The sequence below is a fragment of the Streptomyces pactum genome (assembly GCF_016031615.1).
GTDB lineage: Bacteria > Actinomycetota > Actinomycetes > Streptomycetales > Streptomycetaceae > Streptomyces > Streptomyces pactus.
Window position 1 is genome coordinate 5,111,413 of sequence record NZ_JACYXC010000001.1, and the last position, 20,551, is coordinate 5,131,963.

General features: G+C 75.3%; 19 protein-coding genes and 3 pseudogenes. 11 read left to right on the plus strand and 11 right to left on the minus strand.

Features of this window, described 5'->3' with window-relative positions; all coding sequences use genetic code 11:
- Positions 1–13: 13 nt before the first annotated feature.
- Both IHE55_RS20065 and IHE55_RS20070 read right to left on the minus strand, forming a co-directional pair.
- The gene (locus tag IHE55_RS20065; protein ID WP_003953983.1) at positions 14–271 is read right to left on the minus strand and encodes a WhiB family transcriptional regulator; all 258 of its coding nucleotides are present in this window, start codon (positions 269–271) and stop codon (positions 14–16) included.
- Positions 272–588: 317 nt separating this feature from the next.
- Complete coding sequence (locus tag IHE55_RS20070) at positions 589–1,557, minus strand: diacylglycerol/lipid kinase family protein (RefSeq protein WP_197990276.1); 969 nt, start codon at positions 1,555–1,557, stop codon at positions 589–591.
- A 201-nt stretch (positions 1,558–1,758) separates the two neighbouring features.
- Between IHE55_RS20070 and IHE55_RS20075 the strand changes: the two genes are divergently transcribed.
- Positions 1,759–2,214, plus strand: a complete 456-nt coding sequence (locus IHE55_RS20075) for a hypothetical protein (protein ID WP_197992133.1) — start codon at positions 1,759–1,761, stop codon at positions 2,212–2,214.
- Positions 2,215–2,532: 318 nt separating this feature from the next.
- On the opposite strand, the gene IHE55_RS20080 is transcribed toward IHE55_RS20075, so the two are convergent.
- The 3 genes from IHE55_RS20080 to IHE55_RS20090 form a co-directional block, all read right to left on the minus strand.
- Positions 2,533–3,417 carry an RNA polymerase sigma factor SigF gene (locus tag IHE55_RS20080; protein WP_307826897.1) on the minus strand — a complete coding sequence of 295 codons (885 nt, stop codon included), beginning with the start codon at positions 3,415–3,417 and terminating at the stop codon, positions 2,533–2,535.
- A gap of 39 nt (positions 3,418–3,456) precedes the next feature.
- Entirely contained in the window at positions 3,457–3,870 is a 414-nt protein-coding gene (locus IHE55_RS20085; protein ID WP_197990277.1) for an ATP-binding protein, read from the minus strand.
- Between the two features lie 373 nt (positions 3,871–4,243).
- Entirely contained in the window at positions 4,244–4,762 is a 519-nt protein-coding gene (locus tag IHE55_RS20090) for a GNAT family N-acetyltransferase (protein WP_197990278.1), read from the minus strand.
- A 334-nt stretch (positions 4,763–5,096) separates the two neighbouring features.
- Between IHE55_RS20090 and IHE55_RS20095 the strand changes: the two genes are divergently transcribed.
- Positions 5,097–6,695, plus strand: a complete 1,599-nt coding sequence (locus IHE55_RS20095) for a Na+/H+ antiporter (protein ID WP_197990279.1) — start codon at positions 5,097–5,099, stop codon at positions 6,693–6,695.
- Between the two features lie 126 nt (positions 6,696–6,821).
- Here IHE55_RS20095 and IHE55_RS20100 read toward each other — a convergent pair.
- Together IHE55_RS20100 and IHE55_RS20105 are read right to left on the minus strand one after the other, a co-directional pair.
- Positions 6,822–7,748: pseudogene (locus tag IHE55_RS20100) on the minus strand (1-aminocyclopropane-1-carboxylate deaminase/D-cysteine desulfhydrase); the annotation flags it as partial.
- A gap of 330 nt (positions 7,749–8,078) precedes the next feature.
- Complete coding sequence (locus tag IHE55_RS20105; protein WP_197990280.1) at positions 8,079–8,669, minus strand: N-acetylmuramoyl-L-alanine amidase; 591 nt, start codon at positions 8,667–8,669, stop codon at positions 8,079–8,081.
- Positions 8,670–8,913: 244 nt separating this feature from the next.
- Here IHE55_RS20105 and IHE55_RS20110 point away from each other — a divergent pair, with 244 nt between their 5' ends.
- The 3 genes and pseudogenes from IHE55_RS20110 to IHE55_RS20120 all read left to right on the plus strand — a co-directional run.
- A complete protein-coding gene (locus IHE55_RS20110) occupies positions 8,914–9,825 on the plus strand; it encodes a glutaminase (protein WP_197990281.1) in 912 nt (303 codons plus the stop codon).
- Between the two features lie 155 nt (positions 9,826–9,980).
- The gene (locus tag IHE55_RS20115; RefSeq protein ID WP_197990282.1) at positions 9,981–10,202 is read left to right on the plus strand and encodes a hypothetical protein; all 222 of its coding nucleotides are present in this window, start codon (positions 9,981–9,983) and stop codon (positions 10,200–10,202) included.
- Positions 10,203–10,365: 163 nt separating this feature from the next.
- Positions 10,366–11,049: pseudogene (locus IHE55_RS20120) on the plus strand (helix-turn-helix domain-containing protein); the annotation flags it as partial.
- Between the two features lie 190 nt (positions 11,050–11,239).
- Here the strand turns inward: IHE55_RS20120 and IHE55_RS20125 are convergent.
- The gene (locus IHE55_RS20125) at positions 11,240–11,644 is read right to left on the minus strand and encodes a VOC family protein (protein WP_197990284.1); all 405 of its coding nucleotides are present in this window, start codon (positions 11,642–11,644) and stop codon (positions 11,240–11,242) included.
- A gap of 180 nt (positions 11,645–11,824) precedes the next feature.
- Positions 11,825–12,781 carry a beta-ketoacyl-ACP synthase III gene (locus tag IHE55_RS20130; protein WP_197990285.1) on the minus strand — a complete coding sequence of 319 codons (957 nt, stop codon included), beginning with the start codon at positions 12,779–12,781 and terminating at the stop codon, positions 11,825–11,827.
- A 423-nt stretch (positions 12,782–13,204) separates the two neighbouring features.
- Here IHE55_RS20130 and IHE55_RS20135 point away from each other — a divergent pair, with 423 nt between their 5' ends.
- The 4 genes from IHE55_RS20135 to IHE55_RS20150 all read left to right on the plus strand — a co-directional run bounded on the left by IHE55_RS20135 (position 13,205) and on the right by IHE55_RS20150 (position 17,522).
- Positions 13,205–13,552: an STAS domain-containing protein gene (locus tag IHE55_RS20135; RefSeq protein ID WP_197990286.1), complete on the plus strand. Its 348-nt coding sequence runs from the start codon at positions 13,205–13,207 to the stop codon at positions 13,550–13,552.
- A gap of 1,173 nt (positions 13,553–14,725) precedes the next feature.
- Positions 14,726–15,151: an STAS domain-containing protein gene (locus tag IHE55_RS20140; RefSeq protein ID WP_197990287.1), complete on the plus strand. Its 426-nt coding sequence runs from the start codon at positions 14,726–14,728 to the stop codon at positions 15,149–15,151.
- Positions 15,152–15,894: 743 nt separating this feature from the next.
- Positions 15,895–16,905 carry a LysR family transcriptional regulator gene (locus IHE55_RS20145; protein ID WP_197990288.1) on the plus strand — a complete coding sequence of 337 codons (1,011 nt, stop codon included), beginning with the start codon at positions 15,895–15,897 and terminating at the stop codon, positions 16,903–16,905.
- A gap of 107 nt (positions 16,906–17,012) precedes the next feature.
- On the plus strand, positions 17,013–17,522 hold the full coding sequence (locus IHE55_RS20150; protein ID WP_197990289.1) for a pyridoxamine 5'-phosphate oxidase family protein: 510 nt from the start codon (positions 17,013–17,015) through the stop codon (positions 17,520–17,522).
- Positions 17,523–18,043: 521 nt separating this feature from the next.
- Here IHE55_RS20150 and sodN read toward each other — a convergent pair.
- On the minus strand, positions 18,044–18,439 hold the full coding sequence (gene sodN / locus IHE55_RS20155; RefSeq protein ID WP_197990290.1) for a superoxide dismutase, Ni: 396 nt from the start codon (positions 18,437–18,439) through the stop codon (positions 18,044–18,046).
- Between the two features lie 141 nt (positions 18,440–18,580).
- On the opposite strand from sodN, the gene sodX reads away from it, so the two are divergent.
- Complete coding sequence (sodX, locus tag IHE55_RS20160) at positions 18,581–19,087, plus strand: nickel-type superoxide dismutase maturation protease (protein ID WP_197990291.1); 507 nt, start codon at positions 18,581–18,583, stop codon at positions 19,085–19,087.
- Between the two features lie 44 nt (positions 19,088–19,131).
- Here the strand turns inward: sodX and IHE55_RS20165 are convergent.
- Positions 19,132–19,620 (minus strand): annotated as a pseudogene (locus IHE55_RS20165) (CGNR zinc finger domain-containing protein); the annotation flags it as partial.
- A gap of 80 nt (positions 19,621–19,700) precedes the next feature.
- Between IHE55_RS20165 and IHE55_RS20170 the strand changes: the two are divergent.
- A complete protein-coding gene (locus tag IHE55_RS20170; protein ID WP_197990292.1) occupies positions 19,701–20,480 on the plus strand; it encodes a class I SAM-dependent methyltransferase in 780 nt (259 codons plus the stop codon).
- The last annotated feature ends 71 nt before the right edge of the window (positions 20,481–20,551 follow it).

Sequence of the window (20,551 nt, forward strand, 5' to 3'; positions counted from 1 at the left end):
CCGAGGGGCTGCGTCAGGCGCTGGCGTTGCGCGCCCGGTTGCGAGCGGCGCGGCGCTTCATCGCGCGGCGCTCGTCCTCGCTGAGGCCACCCCAGACGCCGGAGTCCTGGCCGGACTCCAGCGCCCACTGCAGGCACTGCTCCATGACGGGGCAGCGGCGGCAGACGGCCTTGGCTTCCTCGATCTGCAGCAGCGCAGGACCGGTGTTGCCGATGGGGAAGAACAGCTCGGGGTCTTCCTCGCGGCAAACGGCGTTGTGACGCCAGTCCATGGCTGCTCCATCTCCTCGTGTTGCACTACGTTGCTTGTGAATGTGAACGCTTTCACGAATCCCCCCGCAAGGGAAGGGCCGACGCCCATTTCGGGATGGGTGTGGGTCCCGTGGAATGTGGAGGGGGTTCGGGCTCTCAAGGGGGCTTCGTTCGGCCGTCCCGATCGCCATGTAGAGATTCGCAAACCTCGGCGGCGGATACAACCCCTTCCGGAAAGTTTTTTTTGATTCCTTGGTGTCGTCTCGGTCACAGCCGTACTTCCACAGGGTGGAAGGCAGGCTAAACGTTCGACTACAAGGACTTTTGCCCCTGTCACTCACACAATCACACGCAGTGCACGGCGTACGCCTGTGAACGTCACGCTCGTACGCAGTCCCAGGTGGTCACCGTCCATCTGGAAGGGCAGTGGCGCCTGCGATTGCAAGGTGAAGTCCGTCAGGTCGTGCTCCGACACCACGTGCTTCCCGCGCGGCCCGCGCTCCGGGGTGGAAGTGAGCAGCTGGGTGCCGTACCGGGCCATCGCCGCGGTGGACAGTTTGGTGAATCCGAGCAGGTCAAGGGCGGTGTCGAAGGACGCCTGGGGAGAGGCGTAGATCGGCCGGTTGCCCAGATAGGTGTAGGGGGAGGTGTTGCAGACGATGGAGAGCACCAGGTCTTCCACCGGCTCCTGCCCGGGGCGGTGGAAGCTGATCGTGCCGTGCCGGCGGTTCGGTTCGTTGACGAACTGCCGCACCGCCTGCCGGAGATAGAGCGAGTGGGTCGATCTCCTGCCGCGCTCGCGCTGCTGCTCCACCCGGCCGACCACCCCCGCGTCCAGCCCGAAGCCGGCGCAGAAGGTGAACCAGCGGGCCGGTACCGCGCTGTCCTCGGTGCCCGGGGTGCCGCCCGCCAGGCCCAGGCCGACGGTCCGCTCACGGCCCTCGCGCAGTGCGTCCAGCAGTGCGCCGGTGGCCTCGACGACATGGTTGGGCAGGCCGAGCGCCCGGGCGAAGACATTGGTCGAGCCGCCCGGCACCACGGCCAGGCCCGGCAGCTCCTCCAGGGCCGGTCCGTTGTGCAGCAGCCCGTTGACGACCTCGTTGACCGTGCCGTCGCCGCCGAGCGCCACCACCAGCTCGTAGTCGCCGCTCTCCGCCGCGCGCCGGGCCAGATCGCGGGCGTGCCCCCGGTACTCCGTCGTGGCGACCTCCAGCTTCAGATCGCTGGCGAGCGCGTGGATCAGTACGTCACGGGTGCGGGCACTGGTGGTGGTTGCTGCCGGATTGACCACGAGAAGCGCGCGCATGCGGAAAGCCTACCGGGCCCGCCGGCCCCGCCCTGGGGGCGGTCCCGGCGGACGGGACGGCCCCGGCGCACCGGTGACGGCTACCCTGCTGGGGTGAGCAGCAAGAAGTCCTCCTCCGTCAAGCAGGCCGCCGCCCGGTCCGCCAAGCAGCGTGCGAAGCAGCGTGCCGGGCAAGGCCCGGCGAAGACGTCGGGCGGCGCCGTGGCCGGGGGAGGGGCGACCGGTCCCGCCCCGGCCGCCGGGGAACCGGCCCCCGCCGCGGCGGGACCGCGACCGGCCCGGATCACCGCGGCCGCGGCGCTCACCGCGCTGGAGGGCGTGGTCCTCCTCGGCTTCGGCGTCTACCTGCTGGTGATGGGGATCGTCGGCGACCCGGACAGCCCGCGGCAGGCGGAGACGCTGGCGGTGCTGGTCCTGCTGCTGGCGCTGCTCCCGGTGGCCGCCGCGCGCGGGCTGTGGCGGTGCCGCTCGTGGAGCCGTGGCCCGGCGATGATCACCCAGCTGATGGCCCTGCCGGTGGCCTGGACCCTGGTGCAGACCGACGGCTGGATGATCGCGCTCGGGGTGCTCGTCGCCGCGGTCGCCTTCGGCGTCCTGGCCCTGCTCGTCAACCCGACGGCGACCCGCGCGCTCGGCATCGGCCCGCGCGACGCGTGACCCGCACGCCCGGGCGGACGCCCCCGGCAGCGGGCGGATGACCGCGCGCCACGGGTGGTGAGAGCGCGAACAGAGGCCGGGCCGCATGGTGTGCTGCGCCGCCCCGCCGCCTGGACCCCCGGGGCCCGCCGCGGGGCCGGGCCCCCGCTCCGGCCGGTGATCCGTACGGTGCGTGGTCCGGTGTGTCCCCGGCCGGTGCCGGCACGCACCGGGGCGCCGAGCGGGACCGGTGTGCGCCGGCCCGTGGGACGCGGGCGGACCGGCGCCGCCCGCGGGGGCCGCGGTTCCGCCCGGTGCGGGGCGGAAGCCGCCCGGCCGCTACTCCTCGACCAGGAGCCGCTCCCGCAGCTGCGCCAGCGTCCGGGCGAGCAGCCGCGAGACGTGCATCTGCGAGATGCCCACCTCCTGGGCGATCTGTGACTGCGTCATGTTCCCGAAGAACCGCAGCAGCAGGATCTTCTTCTCCCGGGGCGGCAGGTCCTCCAGCAGCGGTTTGAGCGACTCCCGGTACTCGACCCCCTCCAGGGCCTCGTCCTCGGCGCCCAGGGTGTCCGCCACGGCCGGCGACTCGTCGTCGGTGTCGGGTACGTCCAGCGACAGGGTGCTGTACGCGTTCGCCGACTCCAGCCCCTCCAGCACCTCCTCCTCGGAGATGCCCAGGTGCTCGGCGAGCTCGTGCACGGTCGGTGCCCGGCCGTGCCGCTGGGACAGCTCGGCGGTCGCGGTGGTCAGCGACAGCCGCAGCTCCTGGAGACGGCGCGGGACCCGTACCGCCCACCCCTTGTCGCGGAAGTGCCGCTTGATCTCCCCGACGACGGTGGGCGTGGCATAGGTGGAGAACTCCACCCCGCGGTCCGGGTCGAACCGGTCCACGGACTTGATCAGGCCGATGGTGGCGACCTGGGTCAGGTCGTCCAGCGGCTCGCCGCGGTTGCGGAACCGCCGGGCCAGGTGTTCCACCAGCGGCAGGTGCATGCGGACGAGATGGTTACGGAGCTCGGTGCGCTCGGCGGAGCCGTCCGGCAGCTCCCGCAGCCGGACGAAGAGCGCTCGGGTGCCGCTGCGGTCATGCGGATCGTGCTGCTGCCAGGTGTCCTGCTCGTGCTGGTCCATGTGGTCCGCCCGCTCTGGTCGGTCGCCAGCCGCTTCCTGTTCCGCGGGAAGCGGTGAGGCCGGCTGCGGCGGGATGCCCGGGGTACGCACTCCCCGCGATGATGCGGTGCTCACGGAGCCCCCTTTCCGTCACGGCTGACCGGGGCCGGCGCCGCGCTTCTTGTGCAGGCTGATGCTGACCGTACGGTCCTCGGCGACCGTCGATTCGACCTCGCCGGCCAGCGCGGAGAGCACCGTCCAGGCGAAGGTGTCGCGCTCGGGGGCGCGGCCGTCCGTGGTGGGTGCCGACACGGTCACCCGCAGCGCGTCCTCGACCAGGCGGAACACGCAACTGAGCACACTGCCGGGGACGGCCTGCTGAAGCAGGATCGCGCACGCCTCGTCGACGGCGATGCGCAGATCCTCGATCTCGTCGAGGGTGAAGTCCAAGCGGGCTGCGAGGCCGGCGGTCGCCGTCCGCAGCACCGACAGATAGGCACCCGCAGCGGGCAGCCGGACTTCCACGAAGTCCTGGGTCCCGGGCTCGCCTGCGATCTGGGACACCCTCACCTCCAAGGTGGCAGAGCTGGTAGAGCTGAGCTGAAACGGACGCCGGCCGCCGGCCCGCGGTGGCGGGAGGGCGCACCGGCGCGGCACTCGGTGCGGCTGTGACGCTATCGCGATCCACCGGCCGGTGTCGCCCGGTCGGAGCACGGCCCCCGCCCGGGTGACCACGTCCCGCACCACGCGACATCACTCATGGTAGGCACATGTGTACGCACCGTGGCTAGGGGGTGGGCGGTCCCAATTGACAACGCTTCCGGCCGCCCCGCGCATCCCGTGCCGCGCGGTCCGCGTACGCCGGGCGGCGTCCGGCGTACGCCGCGGTGACCCGCCGGGCGCCGCGAGGATCTCGCGGGGCGGCCGGCCGGCCCGGTCAACGGGGAACGGCTACTGCTTCGTTGCCCGTTTCTCGCGGTCCTGATGCCTGGGCGGCCAGGGCGCGCAGCGGTTCGCCGGACAGTCGCCGCACCGTCCACTCGTCCATCGCCTCGGCGCCCAGCGCCGTGTAGAAGCGGATCGCCGGTTCGTTCCAGTCCAGCACGGACCACTCGAACCGGGCGTAACCGCGGTCCACGCAGATCCGCGCCAGCTCGGCCAGGAGCGCCTTGCCGTGGCCGCCGCCGCGCGCGTGGGGGCGCACGTACAGGTCCTCCAGGTAGACCCCGTGGGTGCCGGTCCAGGTGGAGAAGTTGCGGAACCACAGGGCGAAGCCGACCGTCTCGCCGCCGTCCTCCGCGATCAGCCCGAAGACCGCCGGGTGCTCCCCGAAGAGCGCTTCCCGCAGCTGCTCCTCGGTCGCCCGCGCCTCCTCCGGCGCGCGCTCGTACTCGGCCAGCTCACGGATCATGGTGTGGATCGCGGGGACATCGGAAGGCTGTGCGGTTCGGATCATGTCCAGCAGGCTAACCGGCCCGGGCCGGTGCCGGACAGTGACTTCCCGCCCCCGCGGCCCCCTCCGGGACGCCGGCCCCGGTCCGTCCCCGTGCCGCATCCGTCCGCCGGGTCCGGCCCGTCCCGGCCGGCGGGCGCCGCCGGACGTCGCGGGTGATCCGGGCACCCGGCACCGGTGCGCGCGGCGCCCGGGACCCGCACCCGGGTCACCCGGCGGCCCGGGCCGGGGCGCGGCGGCGCCGCCGGCCGCGGGCGCTCGCCCATGATGGCCGGGTCACACCGCCCGCGCCCCCCGGCCGCGGGCGCCGGGCCGGACCGGAGGGCAGGGCGAGCCGATGGACGTGGTGCCACTTCTGATGCTGGTCGCGGGCAGCGCGGCGGTGGCCGGGGCCGCCCGCCGCACCCCGGTGTCGGCGCCGCTGGTGCTGGTCGCGGCCGGGCTCGGCGCCTCGTACCTGCCCGGCGTCCCGGAGTACGCGCTCGACCCGCACGTCGTGCTGCCGCTGCTGCTGCCGCCCCTGCTGCACACCGCCGCGCTGGACAGCTCGTACCTGGACCTGCGGGCCAACATCCGGCCGGTGGCGCTGCTCTCGGTCGGCTACGTCCTCTTCGCCACGGTCGCCGTCGGCTGGTTCGCCTGTCTGGTGGTGCCGGACCTGCCGCTGTCCGCCGCCCTGGTGCTGGGCGCGGTGATCGCCCCGCCGGACGCCGTCGCCGCCACCGCGATCGCCCGGCGGGCCGGGCTGCCGGGCCGGATCACGACCATCCTGCAGGGCGAGTCCCTGGTCAACGACGCGACCGCGATCACCGCCTACAAGGTGGCGCTGGCCGCCACGGTCGGGGCGGGCGCCGGCTGGACGGAGGGGCTGGCGGAGTTCGCGGTGGCGGCCTTCGGCGGGGTGGGCGTCGGCCTGGTCCTGATGGTGCCGCTGCACTGGCTGCGCACCCGGCTGCGGGACCCGCTGCTGCAGAACACGCTGTCGCTGCTCATCCCGTTCACCGCGTACGCGGCGGCCGAGCAGGCCGGGGCCTCGGGCGTGCTGGCGGTGGTGGTGGTCGCACTCCACCTCGGCCACCACTCCTGGCAGGTGGACTTCGCCACCCGGCTCCAGGAGGCCGCGGTGTGGCGGGTGGTCGCCTTCGTGCTGGAGTCCACGGTCTTCGCGCTGATCGGCCTCCAGCTGCCGGTGGTGCTGCGCGGGCTCGGCGCGTACAGCGGGACCGAGGCGGCCCGGTACGCGGTGGCGGTCTTCCTGGCGGTGGTGGTCGCCCGTTTCATCTGGGTCTACCCGGCGACGTACGTCCCGCGATGGCTCTCGGCCACCGTCCGGGCGCGGGAGCCGGACACCGACCGGTCCACGCCGCTGATCGTCGGCTGGGCCGGGATGCGCGGCGTGGTCTCGCTGGCCATCGCCTTCTCCATCCCCGTGACCACCGACGGCGAGGAGTTCCCCGCCCGCAACCTGGTGCTCTTCCTGACCTTCACCACCGTGCTGGGTACCCTGGTCGTCCAGGGGCTGACCCTGCCGGTGCTGATCCGCGCGCTGCGGCTGCCGGGCAGGGACGCCCGGGCGGCCACCCTCGCCGAGGCGCAGGCGCAGAACGAGGCGTCCCGGGCGGCCGAGCGGCGGCTGGACGAACTCCTCGCCGACGAGCGCAACGCCCTCCCGCCGGTGCTCGCCGACCGGCTGCGGACCGTGCTGGAGCGGCGCCGCAACGCGGTGTGGGAGCGGCTGGGCGGGGGGAACCCGCTGACCGGCGAGTCCGTGGACGACACCTACCGGCGGCTGGCGCGGGAGATGATCGACGCCGAGCGCACGGTCTTCGTGGACCTGCGGAACGCGCGGCGGATCGACGACGAGATGCTGCGGACGCTGCTGCACCGGCTCGACCTGGAGGAGGCGGCGGCCTACCGGGAGGAGGGGGCGGACTGACCGGCCGGCGCCGGCCGGGGCGTCCGTGGCCTCCGGCGGGGAGGCCGGCGAGTTCCGGGCGGGGTGCGGCCGGCCGGCGGGGTGCGGCAGGTCCGGTGCGGTGTGCGGCACGTCCGTGGAGGCGGGCGGGCCGGGGGGAGTGCCCGTGATCACCGCGGTGACGGTGGTGCCGGCGGCGAAGGCCCCGTCCTCCGCGAGACTGACAAGTCCATAGAGCAATTTGGCGACATATATACCCTCCACCGGCAGGCCGTGCCGGGCGGTGAAGTCGGCGGCGAAGGCGTCCAGCGCCGGTGTGCGCCGGGCGTACCCGCCGAAGTGGAAACCGTCGGCGAGCCGCCACGCGCCGCGCCGGCCGCCGAACGCCTCCCGCTGCAGGCGCTCCACCTCCGCCGTGAGGAAGCCGCCCCGCAGCACCGGTATGCCGAGGGCCCGCGGGCCGGCTCCGGGCCGCCGTCGCTCCGCCGGGGGGAGGAGTCCGGCGGCCAGACCGGCCAGGGTTCCCCCGGTGCCGCAGGCCACCGCCGCCACGTCGGTGCGGCCCCGCAGCTCCCGGCCCAGCTCGGCGCAGCCGTGCACGGCCGCCGCGTTGCTGCCGCCCTCCGGGACGAGGTGGCAGTCGCCGAACCGCTCGCGCAGCGCGTCGGCCACCTCCGGCTCCGCCCGGCGCCGGTAGGTGGCCCGGCTGACGAAGTGCAGCCGCATGCCGTCCGCCGCGCAGCGGGCGAGCGAGGGGTTGAGCGGGCGGTCGGCCAGTTCCTCGCCGCGGACCACGCCCACGGTGGCGAACCCCAGCAGCCGCCCGGCGGCGGCGGTGGCCCGCAGGTGGTTGGAGTAGGCACCGCCGAAGGTGAGCAGCGTGCGGTGCCCGGCCGCGGCGGCGGCCCGCAGATTGGGCACCAGCTTCCGCCACTTGTTGCCCGGGATCTCGGGGTGGATGAGGTCGTCCCGTTTGACCAGCAGACGCAGGCCGCGGCGGGCGAACCGGTCGTCGTCCAGCTCGTCGAGCGGGGACGGCAGCCGCGGCCCCAGCAGGGCCAGCGCGCGGTCCAGGCCGGCGGTCCCCGGGGCGGACGTGGGTCCGGGCGGGGGTACGGGCCGGGATGCGGAGGCCGGGGCGGCACGGGGGCCGGGGAGGGGAACGGGGCCGGTCACCGGTCCATTCTCGCCCGGCGGGGGAGGTGCCGCTCCCGGGCGCCGGCGGCGGCCGGACCACGCGGGCGGATCGGGCCGGGCGGACCGGAGCGGTCGGGGGTGCCGCGGCGGTGGGGACGGGCCGTGGTGGCGCGACGGTGCCGGCGGGGGTGGCACGGGCCGGGCGGCGGCACCCGGTCGTGCGGTGGCACCGGTGGTGCGGGGCACGCCGGTGGCGCGCCCGGGGTGTTACTTGAGGCGCTCGGCGACGCGGGCGCGCAGGGAACTCATGGTGAAGCCGCGCGGATCTATCTTGCCCGGCTGCCACTCCAGGTGGCCGATCACCGAGCGCTCGGTCCAGCCGTGGTGCCGGCAGACCGCCGCGGCGGCCCGCGCGATCGCGTCCAGCTGGACGGCGGGCCAGGGGTCCTCGCCGTCGCCCAGGTTCTCGCACTCGAAGCCGTAGAAGTGGCGGTTGCCGTCGGTGTTGGCCTCGTTGTCGTACGGCAGCGCCTTCTCCGCGATGACGGCGCGCAGCACGTCGTCGTCCCCGGCCCCGGCGTGGTTGGCGCGGCCCCAGCCGACGAGGTGCACCCGGCCGTCCTTGGTGATCACACCGTGGCAGAGCGGCCCGGGCAGCGAGGAGTGCCCGTCGTAGCACATCTGTACGGTCTCCTCGGCGCCGGAGGTCACGGTGTGGTGGATCATCACGCCGTGCACCGGACCCCAGGGGCCCACATGGTTCCGGTTGTGGGTCTTCCACTCGCCGACCTCCACCACGCGCAGGCCCTCGTCCTTGAGCGCGTCGCGGAAGCGGGCCGCGGACATGGGTGTGGCCATGGCCGCCTCCCTTCCGTCGTGCGGCGGTTCGCCCGGCGCGGACCGCCTTATCCCGCTTGTACCGGAGAACGCAGTGCGTGACGAGTAGTTCGATATGGGTGACGAATCCGTTCGGTTATCGTGCGAGTCGTTCCGGCCGCCCCGCCGGGCGCGCGCAGCCGCCTCGTCACCGGGCGCCGGCCCCCGACGCCCGTCCGGCCCCGCGCCGACCGGGGACCGCACGAACACAGGAGCAGCGCGCACGATGGACTACCAGGCAGTGCTCGACGAGGTCGCCGCGGCGGTGGCCCCGCACGTGGGCCGGGGGGAGGTGGCCGGGTACATCCCGGCGCTGGCCGCGGTGGACCCCGGCCGGTTCGGGATCGCGGTCGCCGACATCGACGGCGGCGTCACCGGGGTGGGCGACTGGGAGACCCCTTTCTCCGTGCAGAGCGTCTCCAAGGCCTTCGCGCTGGCGCTGGTCCTGGCCCGGGACGGCGAGAGCCTGTGGCGCCGGGTGGGCCGGGAACCGTCCGGCAACCCGTTCAACTCCCTGGTGCAGCTGGAACACGAGAACGGCATCCCGCGCAACCCGTTCATCAACGCCGGCGCGCTGGTGGTCACCGACCGGTTGCAGTCGCTGACCGGCGACGCCGCCGGCGCCCTGCTGGAGTTCCTCCGGGCGGAGAGCGGCAACCCGGCGGTCTCCTTCGACCACGGGGTGGCCGCCTCCGAGGCCGAGCACGGCGACCGCAACGCCGCGCTGGCGTACTTCATGGCGAGCTACGGCAACCTCGACAACCCGGTACCGACCGTGCTCGACCACTACTTCCGGCAGTGCTCGATCGAGATGAGCTGCCGCGACCTCGCGCTGGCCGGCTCCTTCCTGGCCCGGCACGGGGTGGGCCGGGACGGTGCCCGGCTGCTGTCCCGGAGCGAGGCGAAGCGGATCAACGCGGTCATGCTCACCTGCGGCACCTACGACGCCGCCGGCGACTTCGCGTACCGGGTCGGGCTGCCCGGCAAGAGCGGCGTGGGCGGCGGCATCATCGCCGTCATACCCGGGCGCTGCACGCTGTGCGTGTGGAGTCCCGGCCTGGACGCCCGGGGCAACTCGGTGGCCGGGGTCGCCGCCCTGGACCACTTCACCACGCTGACCGGCTGGTCGGTGTTCTGAGCCGGCCGGTGCTCCGGAGGCCGTGCCGCGGCCGGTGTACGGCCGGCCGGCCGTACGGTCCGGGGGACGCCGCCCCGTCGCACAACGGGCCCGTTCCCGCCCCGGTGGCGGGGTGGCGGCCGCCGGGCGCATGGTGGAGGAGGAGGTGTACCGCGATGCTGCACGAGATGCGCGCGGAGTACGAGGAGGGCAGCTCCGGCCGGGTGGCGGCGGCGCCGGTCAAGATCTGGCACATGGTCCGCGCCACCGGTACCACCGCGATGTGCGGGCAGGAGCTCTCCCCGGACGCGGCGACGCTGCCCGCCGAGGAGTGGGGGGTCACCCCGGAAACCTGCTGCCACTCCTGCGGCGCGGTGTATCTGCGCGAGGTTCCCTGACCTGAGGTTCCCCGACCGGCGCGGCGGGGGCCTGCGGCGGGTGCCGACGGGCCGGCGCCGGGCCTCGCTCCCCGCCGGCGTCGGGGCCGGTGCGGCCTTCCGGCGTCCGGATCGCGCGCGGGCGGACCGGGAGGGTACGCGCGGCGGCTGGGATGCTGGGGACATGTACCGGGAGAGGAGCGCGCGGCCGGCCGGCGCCGTGGTGTGGACACGGACCGCCGACGGCCGCCCGGCGCGGGTGCTCCCGGACGGCTGCACCGATCTGATCTGGTGTGACACCGGCGGCGCCGGGGAGTTGCTGGTCGCCGGCCCGGACACGGTGGCCCACCTGGCGCGGGCCCCGGAGGGCACCCGGTACACCGGCCTGCGCTTCGCCCCGGGCACCGGCCCGGCCGTGTTCGGCGTACCGGCGCACGAGCTGCGGAACCTGCGGGTGCCGCTGGACGCGCTGTGGCCGGACGCCGAGGTGCGGCGGCTGGCGGACATGCTGGCCGGCGGCGACCGGCCGGGCCGGGTGCTGGAGACGGCGGCGGTCGCCCGTCTCGCCGGCGCGCCGCCGGCCGATCCGGTGATCGGCGCGGTGGTGGCGGGGCTGCGCGGCGGGGCGCCGGTGGCGGCGGTCGCCGACCGCGTCGGGCTCAGCGCCCGGCAGCTGCACCGCCGCGCGCTGGCCGCGTTCGGCTACGGCCCCAAGACGCTGGCCCGGGTGCTGCGGATGAACCGGGCACTGGACGCGGCGCGCGAGGGCCGGCCGTTCGCGGAGGTCGCGGCGGCCACCGGCTACGCCGACCAGGCGCACCTGGCCCGGGAGGTGCGGGCGCTGACCGGGGTGCCGCTCGGCGCGCTCACCGCGGTGCCCGGCAGCGGGACCGGGGACGCGACGCCCGGCACCGGCACCGGGACCGGGGATGCCGGCCACCACCGATCGGCCGGGCCCGGGGACGCCGGCCAGCACCGATCGGCCGGGCCCGGGGACGCGACGCCCGACTGAGCGCCGGCGGTCGGACGGCGGGCCCGGCGTGGTCCGGGCTCCGCGGTCAGCCGGCCGACGGGGAGAGCGGGGCGAACAGGTCCACGGTGTTGCCGTCCGGGTCGTGGAGCTGGGCGTAGCGCTGGCCCCAGGGGGCGTCCCACGGTTCCCGGTGCCCCTCGGCGCCCGCCGCCACCATCGTGGCGTAGACGGAGTCCACCTCGGCGGGGCCGTCGCAGGCGAACGCGAGGGCGACCCGGGCCGAGCCGTGGGGCGGGGTCCAGTCGGGGTCGAAGGAGCGGACCGTCTCCAGGGGGTCCCACATCAGCCTCGGTCCGCCGGGGATCGTGACCTCGACGTGCGGCAGGTTGTCGGCACCGTCGGGGATGTCCACGCCGAGCCGGCGGTAGAAGGCGAGCGAGGCGGAGAGGTCGGCCACCACCAGGCCGATGGCGTCGAATCGAGCTGTCATGCCGCCACCGTAGGCAGGCGGGTGGCGGCCGGTCTTGTACGAATCGGCCGTACGGGCAGGGTCGGCGGCGTACGCCGGAGGGCGGGGCGGGGCGGGGGACCGGGCCGGCGGCGGTGGGCCGAGGGCCGGCGGCACCGCTCCGGGCGGGGCGCCGCGGCGCCGGCGGCCGGCCCGGACGGCTCACGGGCAGCGGATGACCTGCCCGGCGTACGAGAGGTTGCCGCCGAAGCCGAACAGCAGCGCCCAGGCGCCCGACGTGACCTCGCCCCGCTCCACCAGCTTGGACAGCGCCAGCGGGATGCTCGCGGCGGAGGTGTTGCCCGACTCCACCACGTCCCGGGCGATCACGGCGTTGACGGCACCCAGCTTCCGCGCCACCGGTTCGATGATCCGCAGGTTCGCCTGGTGGAGGACGACGGCGCCCAGCTCCTCCGGCTTCACCCCGGCGCGCTCGCACACCTGGCGGGCGATGGGCGGCAGTTGGGTGGTGGCCCAGCGGTAGACCGCCTGCCCCTCCTGCGCGAACCGCGGCGGGGTGCCCTCGATGCGCACCGCGTGCCCCATCTCCGGCACCGAACCCCACACCACCGGCCCGATGCCGGGTCCGTCCCACGGACGGCCGTCCTCGTCGGCGACCACCACCGCGGCGCCGGCGCCGTCCCCCAGGAGCACGCAGGTGGACCGGTCGGTCCAGTCGGCGGCTACGGTGAACTTGTCGGCGCCGATCACCAGGGCCCGCCGGGCGGCGCCGGCCCGCAGGGTGTGGTCGGCGGTGGCCAGGGCGTGGGTGAAGCCGGCGCACACCACGTTGAGGTCCATCGTGGCGGGGGAGGAAAGGCCGAGCCGGGCGGCGACCCGCGCCGCCATGTTGGGGCTGCGGTCCAGCGCGGTGGAGGTGGCGACGATCACCAGGTCGATGTCGGTGGCGCTCACGCCGCTGTGCGCCAGCGCCTTGGCCGCCGCCGCGGCGGCCATCTCGTCCACCGTCTCGTCCGGGCGCGCGACGTGCCGGGTACGGATGCCGACCCGGCTGCGGATCCACTCGTCGCTGGTGTCCACCATGGCCGCGAGGTCCTCGTTGGTGAGCAGCCGCGCGGGCTGGTAGTGGCCGAGAGCCACGACGCGTGAACCGGTCATCGGGCGATCCCCCTTCGCGGGTGACATGCACCCTGTGGTTTCTGGCTCCAGTCTTGGCCGCCGGACGCCTGCCGCACGGGTGGGCATCCGCCAAGGATGTGCCGGAAGTTCTGGAGCTCTCGCCCTTCCCAACGCCCGGCGGACGGATTCCGCTCCGGCGGCACACCCCCGGCCACCCCGGCAGCCCCTGCCGGACCGTCGTGCCGGATGCCGGGCCGTCGTGCCGGAAAGCGCGGTCGGCGGCGCGGCCGAGGATCATCTTGGCCAGTATGGTGACACAGAGTAATCGGAATTCGTGATGCGGGGCGTCTACCTGCAAGTAACGAGACGTGCGCCGCATTCCACCGCGACAGAGTGTGACTGACCATGTCAATGGATGGGTATGGCATCCAGCAAGGCAATGCCCCGAGACGGGGGTGGGAGATGGTCAAGGAAGAAACCGCTTTCGGCATCCGGCAGCGGACGCTGGGCGGCATCACACTGGTGGAGATGGCCGGGGAGCTGGACATCGTCGCGGCCGGCACGGCCCGGCCGTGCCTCGACGCGCTGGTGCGCGGTGGCCGGCATCCGGACATCGTGCTCGATCTGCGCGGGGTCACCTTCGTGGATTGCGCCGGGCTCTCGGTGCTCTGCCGGGTCCGCAACCGGGTGCTGGAGCGCGGTGGGCGGCTGCGGCTGGTGATCGACGACCCGCGGCTGCGTCGGCTGCTGAAGATCGTGCGGCTGGACGACGCGTTCGAAGTGCTCGACGACCTGGCGTCTGCCGCCTGACGGCGCGCCGGCGGCCCGCCGCGGCCGTCGGCGCGCCGGCGCGCGGCAGGTGCGGGTCGGACGGTACGCGCACCCGGTGGTGGTGCGCGGCTCGGGCGGCGCGCGCGGCTCGGGCTGCGCCTCCCCGGTGTACCGCCGGCGATGCCTCGCGTGGTGTGCCTGCCGGCGCGCGGTGCCCGGGGCCCGGCGGCGCGGTGCGGTACCGGCCGTGCCGCCCGGGTACGCCGGGCGCGCCCCACCGCGCGGGCGCCGCGTCGTGCGGGCGCGCAGGGCGCGTACCGCGTGCACCGGTGCGGGCCCCCGCGCACCGGTGGGGGCTCCGCGTCCACCGCGCAGGGCGCGTACCGCGTGCACCGGTGGGGGCTCCGCGTCCACCGGCAGGGGCCCCGCGCACCGGTGGGGGCCCGCGGACCGGTGCGGGCTCCCACCGACCACTGGCATGGGCCCGCCGGGTCCTCTTCGTCGGGCCCGCTTCACCGGGACTCCTGTACCGGCGCGGGTCCGTGCCCACACCGGTACGCACCCCCGGACCTCACCGCGGACACGTGCCCGCGGGACACCTGCCCGTGGACGCGCGTCCCTCGGCGCGGGCCCCCGCCCTGCGGTCCGGCCTCCCGCCCCGGTCGACAGGCGGGCCGGGCTCGCGGGGGTGCCCCGCCCGACCCCGCGAGCCCCGTCGCACCGCCGGGGCGGTGGTCCGGCACTCCCGGGCCGACACCACCGTGCTCCCCCCTCGCGGTTCCGGTTGGCCTGTGACGGCCCCCATGACGGCCTTGTGACGGCTCCGGCGGCACCTGGGACGGCGCGCCCGAGGGGCGGCGGGCTCCGGTGGCTGCGGCGAAGGCCCGCCGGCCCATCCGCCCGCCCGCCCGTCCGTCCGCCCGCCCGCCTGTCCGGGCCGGCGCCGGTGCCGGTGCCGGAAATCGACGGTGCCCGTCGAGGCGGTCTTGATCGACTCCCGGGTGACTGTCAAGGTGCGCCGTGGGCATTCACCCCGACGGGGGTACTTCCCGCGGCGCGAATGGTTTCTGCAACGCCGCCACCGGCGTTCGCTACTTACGCTCACCTGCACGTTCCCGGCCACCCACTCAGGTATCGGCCACGGGACGGAAGCGGGCCACCAGCATCGGCGGAACCCATCGATGCCTGGCCGGACGGGGGAGAGGGGGATCAATGTCGTACCGAGGCGAGAGTGCCGAGCAGCCGCACGCGCCGCTGGCGTACGCCCGGACCTACCGGTCCGTCGAGTGCACGGTGGTGGAGGTGCACGGCGAGGTGGACATCATGGGGGTGCTGGAGGTCGGCCCACCGCTGGACGAGGCGACCGGCGGTACCGCGCCGCTGGTGGTCATCGACCTGACCCCGACCACCTTCCTGGACTGTTCCGGCCTCGCCCTGCTGGCCCGGGCCCACCGGCGCACCGGCGAGCGTGGCGCGGCGCTGCGGCTGGTCTGCGCGGACCCCGCGCTCCTGCGCACCCTGCACGCCGGCGGGGTGACGGACCTGCTCACCCCGTGGCCCACGGTGGGGGCGGCGCTGCGGGACGCGGCGGCCCGCCCGCGCCCGGCGGCCTCCGGGCGTACGGTCCGTCCGCGCTGAACCGGCTGCTCCGGCCCGCTCGGTTCCCGGGCCCGCCGACCGCTCCGGCGGCGGCCCGGCCCGGTGGCCGGGACCCGTCACCCGCACGGTGACGGCCCCGCCGGCCGAATCCGTAACTCCGCCGGGCCGGTGACGACCCTGCCGGCCCGGACTGCTCCGGCACCGACCCGTGCTCCGTCCCGGACCGGTCCTGCGCCGGATGCCCGAGCCAGACCCGCGCCGGATGCCCGGGGGCCCCGGCTCCGCGCCAGGTGCCCGGGAGGGCACCGCCGCCGTGTCCGCCCGGTGCGGCGGACACGGCGGCGGGCCGACCGGCCGCATCGGGTTCCGGCCGGTCGTTCCGGTGGGCCGCCGAAGGCGGGCGGCGGATCGGCGGCGGTGCCCTCCCGGGCCCCGCACCCGGGCGACGGGCACCGGGCACGGCGGCGGCCGCCGGGGGCGGACCGGCGGCTCACGCCCGCGGCCACCTGGGCGGACGCGGCCGTGAGCGGCCGGTGCGAGGAAGCTGGTGTGGGGGGCTCCCTCATCCATCACGCGGACCCCGGACCGCCGGACGGTGCTGTGGGGGGTGCGGGCCGGGGGCCGCGGGATGAACTGTCGGTGTCCTTGAGTCTTGGCCAGATCCGGCCTGCGGCGCAGATGCCACCCGGCGATAACTCCGCCCTATCACCCCGTCCGGACCGGGGGCCGAAGCGGCTTTTGGCCCGCTTCGAGGATCTGGTGTGACGGATCGGGCCGCGGATATGCTCCGGCCCGTGGAGCTCGAAGTCAGGCACCTTCGTGCACTGTGCGCCATCGCCGACACCGGCAGCGTACGGAAGGCGGCTCGGCAGCTCGGCATGAGCCAGCCGGCCCTGACCACCCAGCTCCGCCGGATCGAGAACGCCATCGGCGGTGAGCTGTTCGCCCGGGAACGCACCGGGAGCCGGCTGACTCCGCTGGGCCGCTCGGTGCTGGGCCGGGCCCGGTCCATCGTGGCCGAGATGAACGCCCTGACCGCGGAGGCGCGGGAGGCGGCCGGCCAGGGCACGGCGTCCGGGACCCGGTTGTGGATCGGCAGCACCACCAGCCGCGCCGTGCCCGGCTGGCTGCGCCGGCTCCGGCTCCGCTTCCCCGACGCCGACACCACCATCCGTACCGACGCCTCCCCCAACACGCTGCTGCGCATGGTCGCCGAGCACCAGCTCGACGTCGCCTTCGTCCACGAGGTGGCGGGCGTCCCGCTCCGCTTCCCCGAAGGCGTGGAGCTGCGGGTGCTCATCGCCCGGGAACCGCAGTTCGTGGTGGTGCCGGACAGCCACCCGGCGGCCCGTGCCCCGGTGGTGCGCCTCGCCGACCTCGCCGGCGACCAGTGGATGGTGGACCCGTCCGTGGACGGTGAGCTGACCGGTCTGCGCCGGATCCTCGCCGCCGCCGGGCTCAACCCCAAGGTGGTCTACGGCGACTACCTGATGGCCGCCGACCTGGTGGCCGCCGGGGAGGTGGTGACGCCCTGCCAGCCGACCGCGCGGGCCCGCCCGGGCACCGCCGTCCGGCCGCTGGAGGGCGACCCGCTGACCGTCCGGCTGCTGCTGGTGTGCCGGGCCGGGGCCGGCGCCCCGGCGGGCATCGAGGGGGTCTTCACCGACCTGGCCGCGGCGTACCGGGAGATCGCCTGGGCCAGTGACGCCTACCGGCGGTGGCTGGCCCGGCACGACGGTCCGCTGCCGCTGTTCCAGATGCCCGAGCGGGTACCCGTGCCGCTGCTGGTGTGACCGCGCGGCGGGGGCCACGCCGTACGGCACGCCTGCCGGGCGGCCGGTCCCGGGGGCCCTAGGCTGCACCGCACCCACGGCTGTCCGGGCCGGCGAAGGGAGCGGATGTGCGTCCAGGTGAGGAGCCCACGGCGGAGCTCGACCCCCGGTACAGCGTCGCCGGGGCCGCACCGACCGACTGGTCCGAGGCGAGGGAGCGGCTGGAGTCGGCCGAGGTGTACTGGCTCTCCACGGTGCGTCCGGACGGCCGCCCGCACGTCACCCCGCTGCTGTCGGTCTGGCTCGACGACGCACTGCACTTCTGCACCGGGCCACAGGAGCGGAAGGCCCGCAACCTGGCGGCCAACCCGAACTGTGTGCTGACCACCGGGCACAACGCCCTCGGCGAGGGCCTGGACCTGGTGGTGGAGGGCGCGGCGCTGCCGGTGACCGCGGGGACCGCGCTGCGGCGGGTGGCGGCCGGGTACGAGGCGAAGTACGGCAGCGAGTGGCACTTCGAGGTCCGGGACGGGGCGTTCGCGGGCCCCGGCGGGCGGGCGCTGGTCTTCGGCGTCCGCCCGGTCACCGTCTTCGGCTTCCGCAAGGGTGCCTACAGCCAGACCCGCTGGCGCTTCTGATCCCGGGGCGCGGCCGGCATCCCGCGGGGGCCTCGCCCCGTACGGCCCGGCCCGCCGGCCGACCAGGAGCCCCGGAGGCGGGGCCGCTGTCACCCGACGGAACCGGGCGACCCGGCGGATTCCGCGGCCGACCCGGCAGCTCCCGGGGAACCCCGATGGACCACGGCGGACCCGGGCCGGACCTCTGACCGCTCCGGGCACTCCGGCCGGTTCCGGTGTCCCGGGCCGGGCCCGCGCGCGGTACCGCACGCCGCTCCACCGCCCCGTCCCCGGACGCGTCCGTCCCCGGGCGCCCCGGAGCGGCCACCTCCCGACCGCCCGCCCTCCGTCCGCCGCCCGGACGCCCCCCGCCTCCCGGGCACCGCCCGAGCGTCCGCCCTCCGGACGCGGCCCGCGGCCGCCCCGGGGGCACGGGCCCCCGCGGGGAAACACGGCGGCCCGGCCGACCCGGGGGATTCCCTGGGCCGGCCGGGCCGCCGGAGGGCCGCCACGGCGGTGCGGGCGGGCACCGTGCCGGGCGGTCAGCCCTGCTTGGTCTCCCAGAAGATCTTGTCGATCTGGGCGATGAGGTCCAGCGCCTTCTGCCCGGTGGCCGGGTCGGTGGACGCCTTGGCCGCGCTCAGCGCCTTCAGGGTGTCGTTGATGAGCTGGTGCAGCTCGGGGTACTTCTCGAAGTGCGGCGGCTTGAAGTAATCGCTCCACAGCACCGACACGTGGTGCTTGGCCAGCTCGGCGCGCTGCTCCTTGATGACCGTGGCGCGGGCGCGGAAGTGCGGGTCCTCGTTGGCCTGGTACTTCTCCTGGACGGCCTTGACCGACTCGGCCTCGATGCGAGCCTGGGCAGGGTCGTAGACGCCGCAGGGAAGGTCGCAGTGGGCGCTGACCTTCACCTTGGGGGCGAACAGGCGGGAAAGCATGAAGCTGTCCTTCCTCGTGATCGTCTTCTCAGGTGCGAGATTACTCCGTGAGGGAAGGCTTTTCTCGGGCGGCCCGGGGGGCTTAGGCCAAAAGTCCAGTGGCAGCCTGGGGCTGATGGAGGATCGACCGGAGGTGGCCGGATGCAGGACCAGGTGCGCGATCGCGGGCCGGAGCAGGACCGTGACTCCCAGGGGTTGCTGCGGATCGGGCTGGCCACGGTGTACGGCCCGTCGATGACCCCGACCCTGCTGCCCGGGGACCGGCTGGTGATCCGCTACGGCGCCACGCTGCGCCCGGGGAACGTGGTGATGCTGCGCCACCCGTTCCAGCAGGACCTGTGGATCGTCAAGCGGCTCGCCGAGCGGCGGGACGGCGGCTGGTGGGTGCTGGGGGACAACCCGTTCGCGACACCGGACAGCCGGGAGTTCGGGGTGGTCCCCGACGAGCTGGTGGTGGGCCGGGCGGTGCTGCGGCTGCGTCCGGTGCCGCGCGCCACCGACCGGGCTCAGCGGTCGGCCGGCGCGCTGCTGGGCTGGGCGGCCTCGGCGGTCAGGCCGCTGGGCCGCCGCCCGGCCGGCGGGGCGGCGGCCTCCTCGTCCCCGGGCCGCTCCCCGCGCTCGGCGTCCAGGCGCTTCCGGGCGCGGTAGGCGGCGACGTTGGCCCGGGTGGCGCAGCGGTCGGAGCAGTACCGCCGGGAGCGGTTGGTCGAGGTGTCGAGGTAGACGTTGCGGCACGGGGCCGCCTCGCACAGGCCCAGCCGGTCCACCCCCAGCTCGGTGAGCTGGAAGGCGAGCCCCATGCAGGCGGTCGCGGCGTAGCCGGCCCCGGCGCTGGCGGCGTGGTCGGCGATGTGCAGGTGCCACTTGGGGCGGCCGTCCTCGTCGCGGAACTCGTGCCCGGAGATCTGCGGGCTCACCGGGAACTCCAGCAGCAGCGCGTTGAGCAGGTCCACGGCCCGGACCTCGTCCCCCTCCGCCGCCGCCTCGAACACCGCCCGCAGCCGGGCGCGCACCCCGCGCAGCCGGGTGACGTCGGCGTCGGTGGCCCGGCGGGCGGCCTGCTGCGAGGCCCCGAACAGGGCGCGGACCGCCTCCACCGAGGTGAGCGTGTCACTGCCGCGGACGGGTTCCTCGCTGTTCACCAGGCGCACGGCCCAGTCCGAGTAATAAGCCAGTTCCACTTGTGGTCCTTACGAGGGCGGGGTTAGGGTCCGTAATGGACAACGCGCTTTCGAGGGTATTACGACTTGGAAGGGGTGCCATGACGGAAACCGTCGCCGTGTCGCACTGGCGCGCCTGGCAGGAGAGCTGGGACCGGCAGCAGGAGTGGTACCTGCCCGACCGCGAGGAGCGGTTCCGGGTGATGCTGGACGCGGTGGAGGCGGTCGTCGGCCCCGAGCCCCGGGTGCTGGACCTGGCCTGCGGCACCGGGAGCGTCACCGACCGCCTGCTGCGCCGCTTCCCCGGGGCGGAGAGCACCGGGGTGGACCTGGACCCGGCGCTGCTGACCATCGCCCGCGGCTCCTTCGCCGGCGAGTCCCGGGCCCGGTTCGTCACCGCCGACCTGCGCGACCCGGACTGGCCGGAGAAGCTGCCGCACGCCACGTACGACGCGGTGCTCACCTCCACCGCCCTGCACTGGCTGACCGCCGACCGGCTCCGGGTGCTGTACCGGCAGCTGCACGGTGTGGTCCGGGACGGCGGGCTGTTCGTCAACGCCGACCACATGCCGGACGGCAGCACCCCGCGGCTGAACGAGGCGGAGCGCGCGTTCCGGCACGCCCGGCAGCAGCGGGCCCGGGCCGAGGGCGCGCTGGACTGGGCCGACTGGTGGCGCTCGGTGACCGAGGACCCGCTGCTGGCGGACGCGGCGGCCGAGCGGTTCGCGATCCTCGGCAACCCGCTCCTCCCCGGCGACCACGGCGAGGACCAGGCGCAGCCGCCGGCCTGGCACGTGACGGCGCTGCGTGAGGCGGGCTTCGCCGAGGCCCGGCCGGTGTGGTGCTCGGTCACCGACGCGGCGGTGCTGGCGCTGAAGTAGCCGGCCGGCCTCCCGTAGCCCGGGCGGGCGCGGGCCGCGCCGGGCGCCGGACGCGCGAGGGCGGTACGGAC

Bases quoted from the DNA above. Each gene is read 5' to 3' on its own strand.
- IHE55_RS20070 (WP_197990276.1), bottom strand. From the start codon at position 1,557: ATGCGCGCGCTTCTCGTGGTCAATCCGGCAGCAACCACCACCAGTGCC.
- IHE55_RS20140 (WP_197990287.1), top strand. From the start codon at position 14,726: ATGTCGTACCGAGGCGAGAGTGCCGAGCAGCCGCACGCGCCGCTGGCG.
- sodN (WP_197990290.1), bottom strand. From the start codon at position 18,439: ATGCTTTCCCGCCTGTTCGCCCCCAAGGTGAAGGTCAGCGCCCACTGC.
- sodX (WP_197990291.1), top strand. From the start codon at position 18,581: ATGCAGGACCAGGTGCGCGATCGCGGGCCGGAGCAGGACCGTGACTCC.
- IHE55_RS20170 (WP_197990292.1), top strand. From the start codon at position 19,701: ATGACGGAAACCGTCGCCGTGTCGCACTGGCGCGCCTGGCAGGAGAGC.
- IHE55_RS20090 (WP_197990278.1), bottom strand. From the start codon at position 4,762: ATGATCCGAACCGCACAGCCTTCCGATGTCCCCGCGATCCACACCATG.
- IHE55_RS20095 (WP_197990279.1), top strand. From the start codon at position 5,097: ATGGACGTGGTGCCACTTCTGATGCTGGTCGCGGGCAGCGCGGCGGTG.
- IHE55_RS20145 (WP_197990288.1), top strand. From the start codon at position 15,895: ATGCTCCGGCCCGTGGAGCTCGAAGTCAGGCACCTTCGTGCACTGTGC.
- IHE55_RS20115 (WP_197990282.1), top strand. From the start codon at position 9,981: ATGCTGCACGAGATGCGCGCGGAGTACGAGGAGGGCAGCTCCGGCCGG.
- IHE55_RS20130 (WP_197990285.1), bottom strand. From the start codon at position 12,781: ATGACCGGTTCACGCGTCGTGGCTCTCGGCCACTACCAGCCCGCGCGG.
- IHE55_RS20105 (WP_197990280.1), bottom strand. From the start codon at position 8,669: ATGGCCACACCCATGTCCGCGGCCCGCTTCCGCGACGCGCTCAAGGAC.
- IHE55_RS20125 (WP_197990284.1), bottom strand. From the start codon at position 11,644: ATGACAGCTCGATTCGACGCCATCGGCCTGGTGGTGGCCGACCTCTCC.
- IHE55_RS20135 (WP_197990286.1), top strand. From the start codon at position 13,205: ATGGTCAAGGAAGAAACCGCTTTCGGCATCCGGCAGCGGACGCTGGGC.
- IHE55_RS20065 (WP_003953983.1), bottom strand. From the start codon at position 271: ATGGACTGGCGTCACAACGCCGTTTGCCGCGAGGAAGACCCCGAGCTG.
- IHE55_RS20110 (WP_197990281.1), top strand. From the start codon at position 8,914: ATGGACTACCAGGCAGTGCTCGACGAGGTCGCCGCGGCGGTGGCCCCG.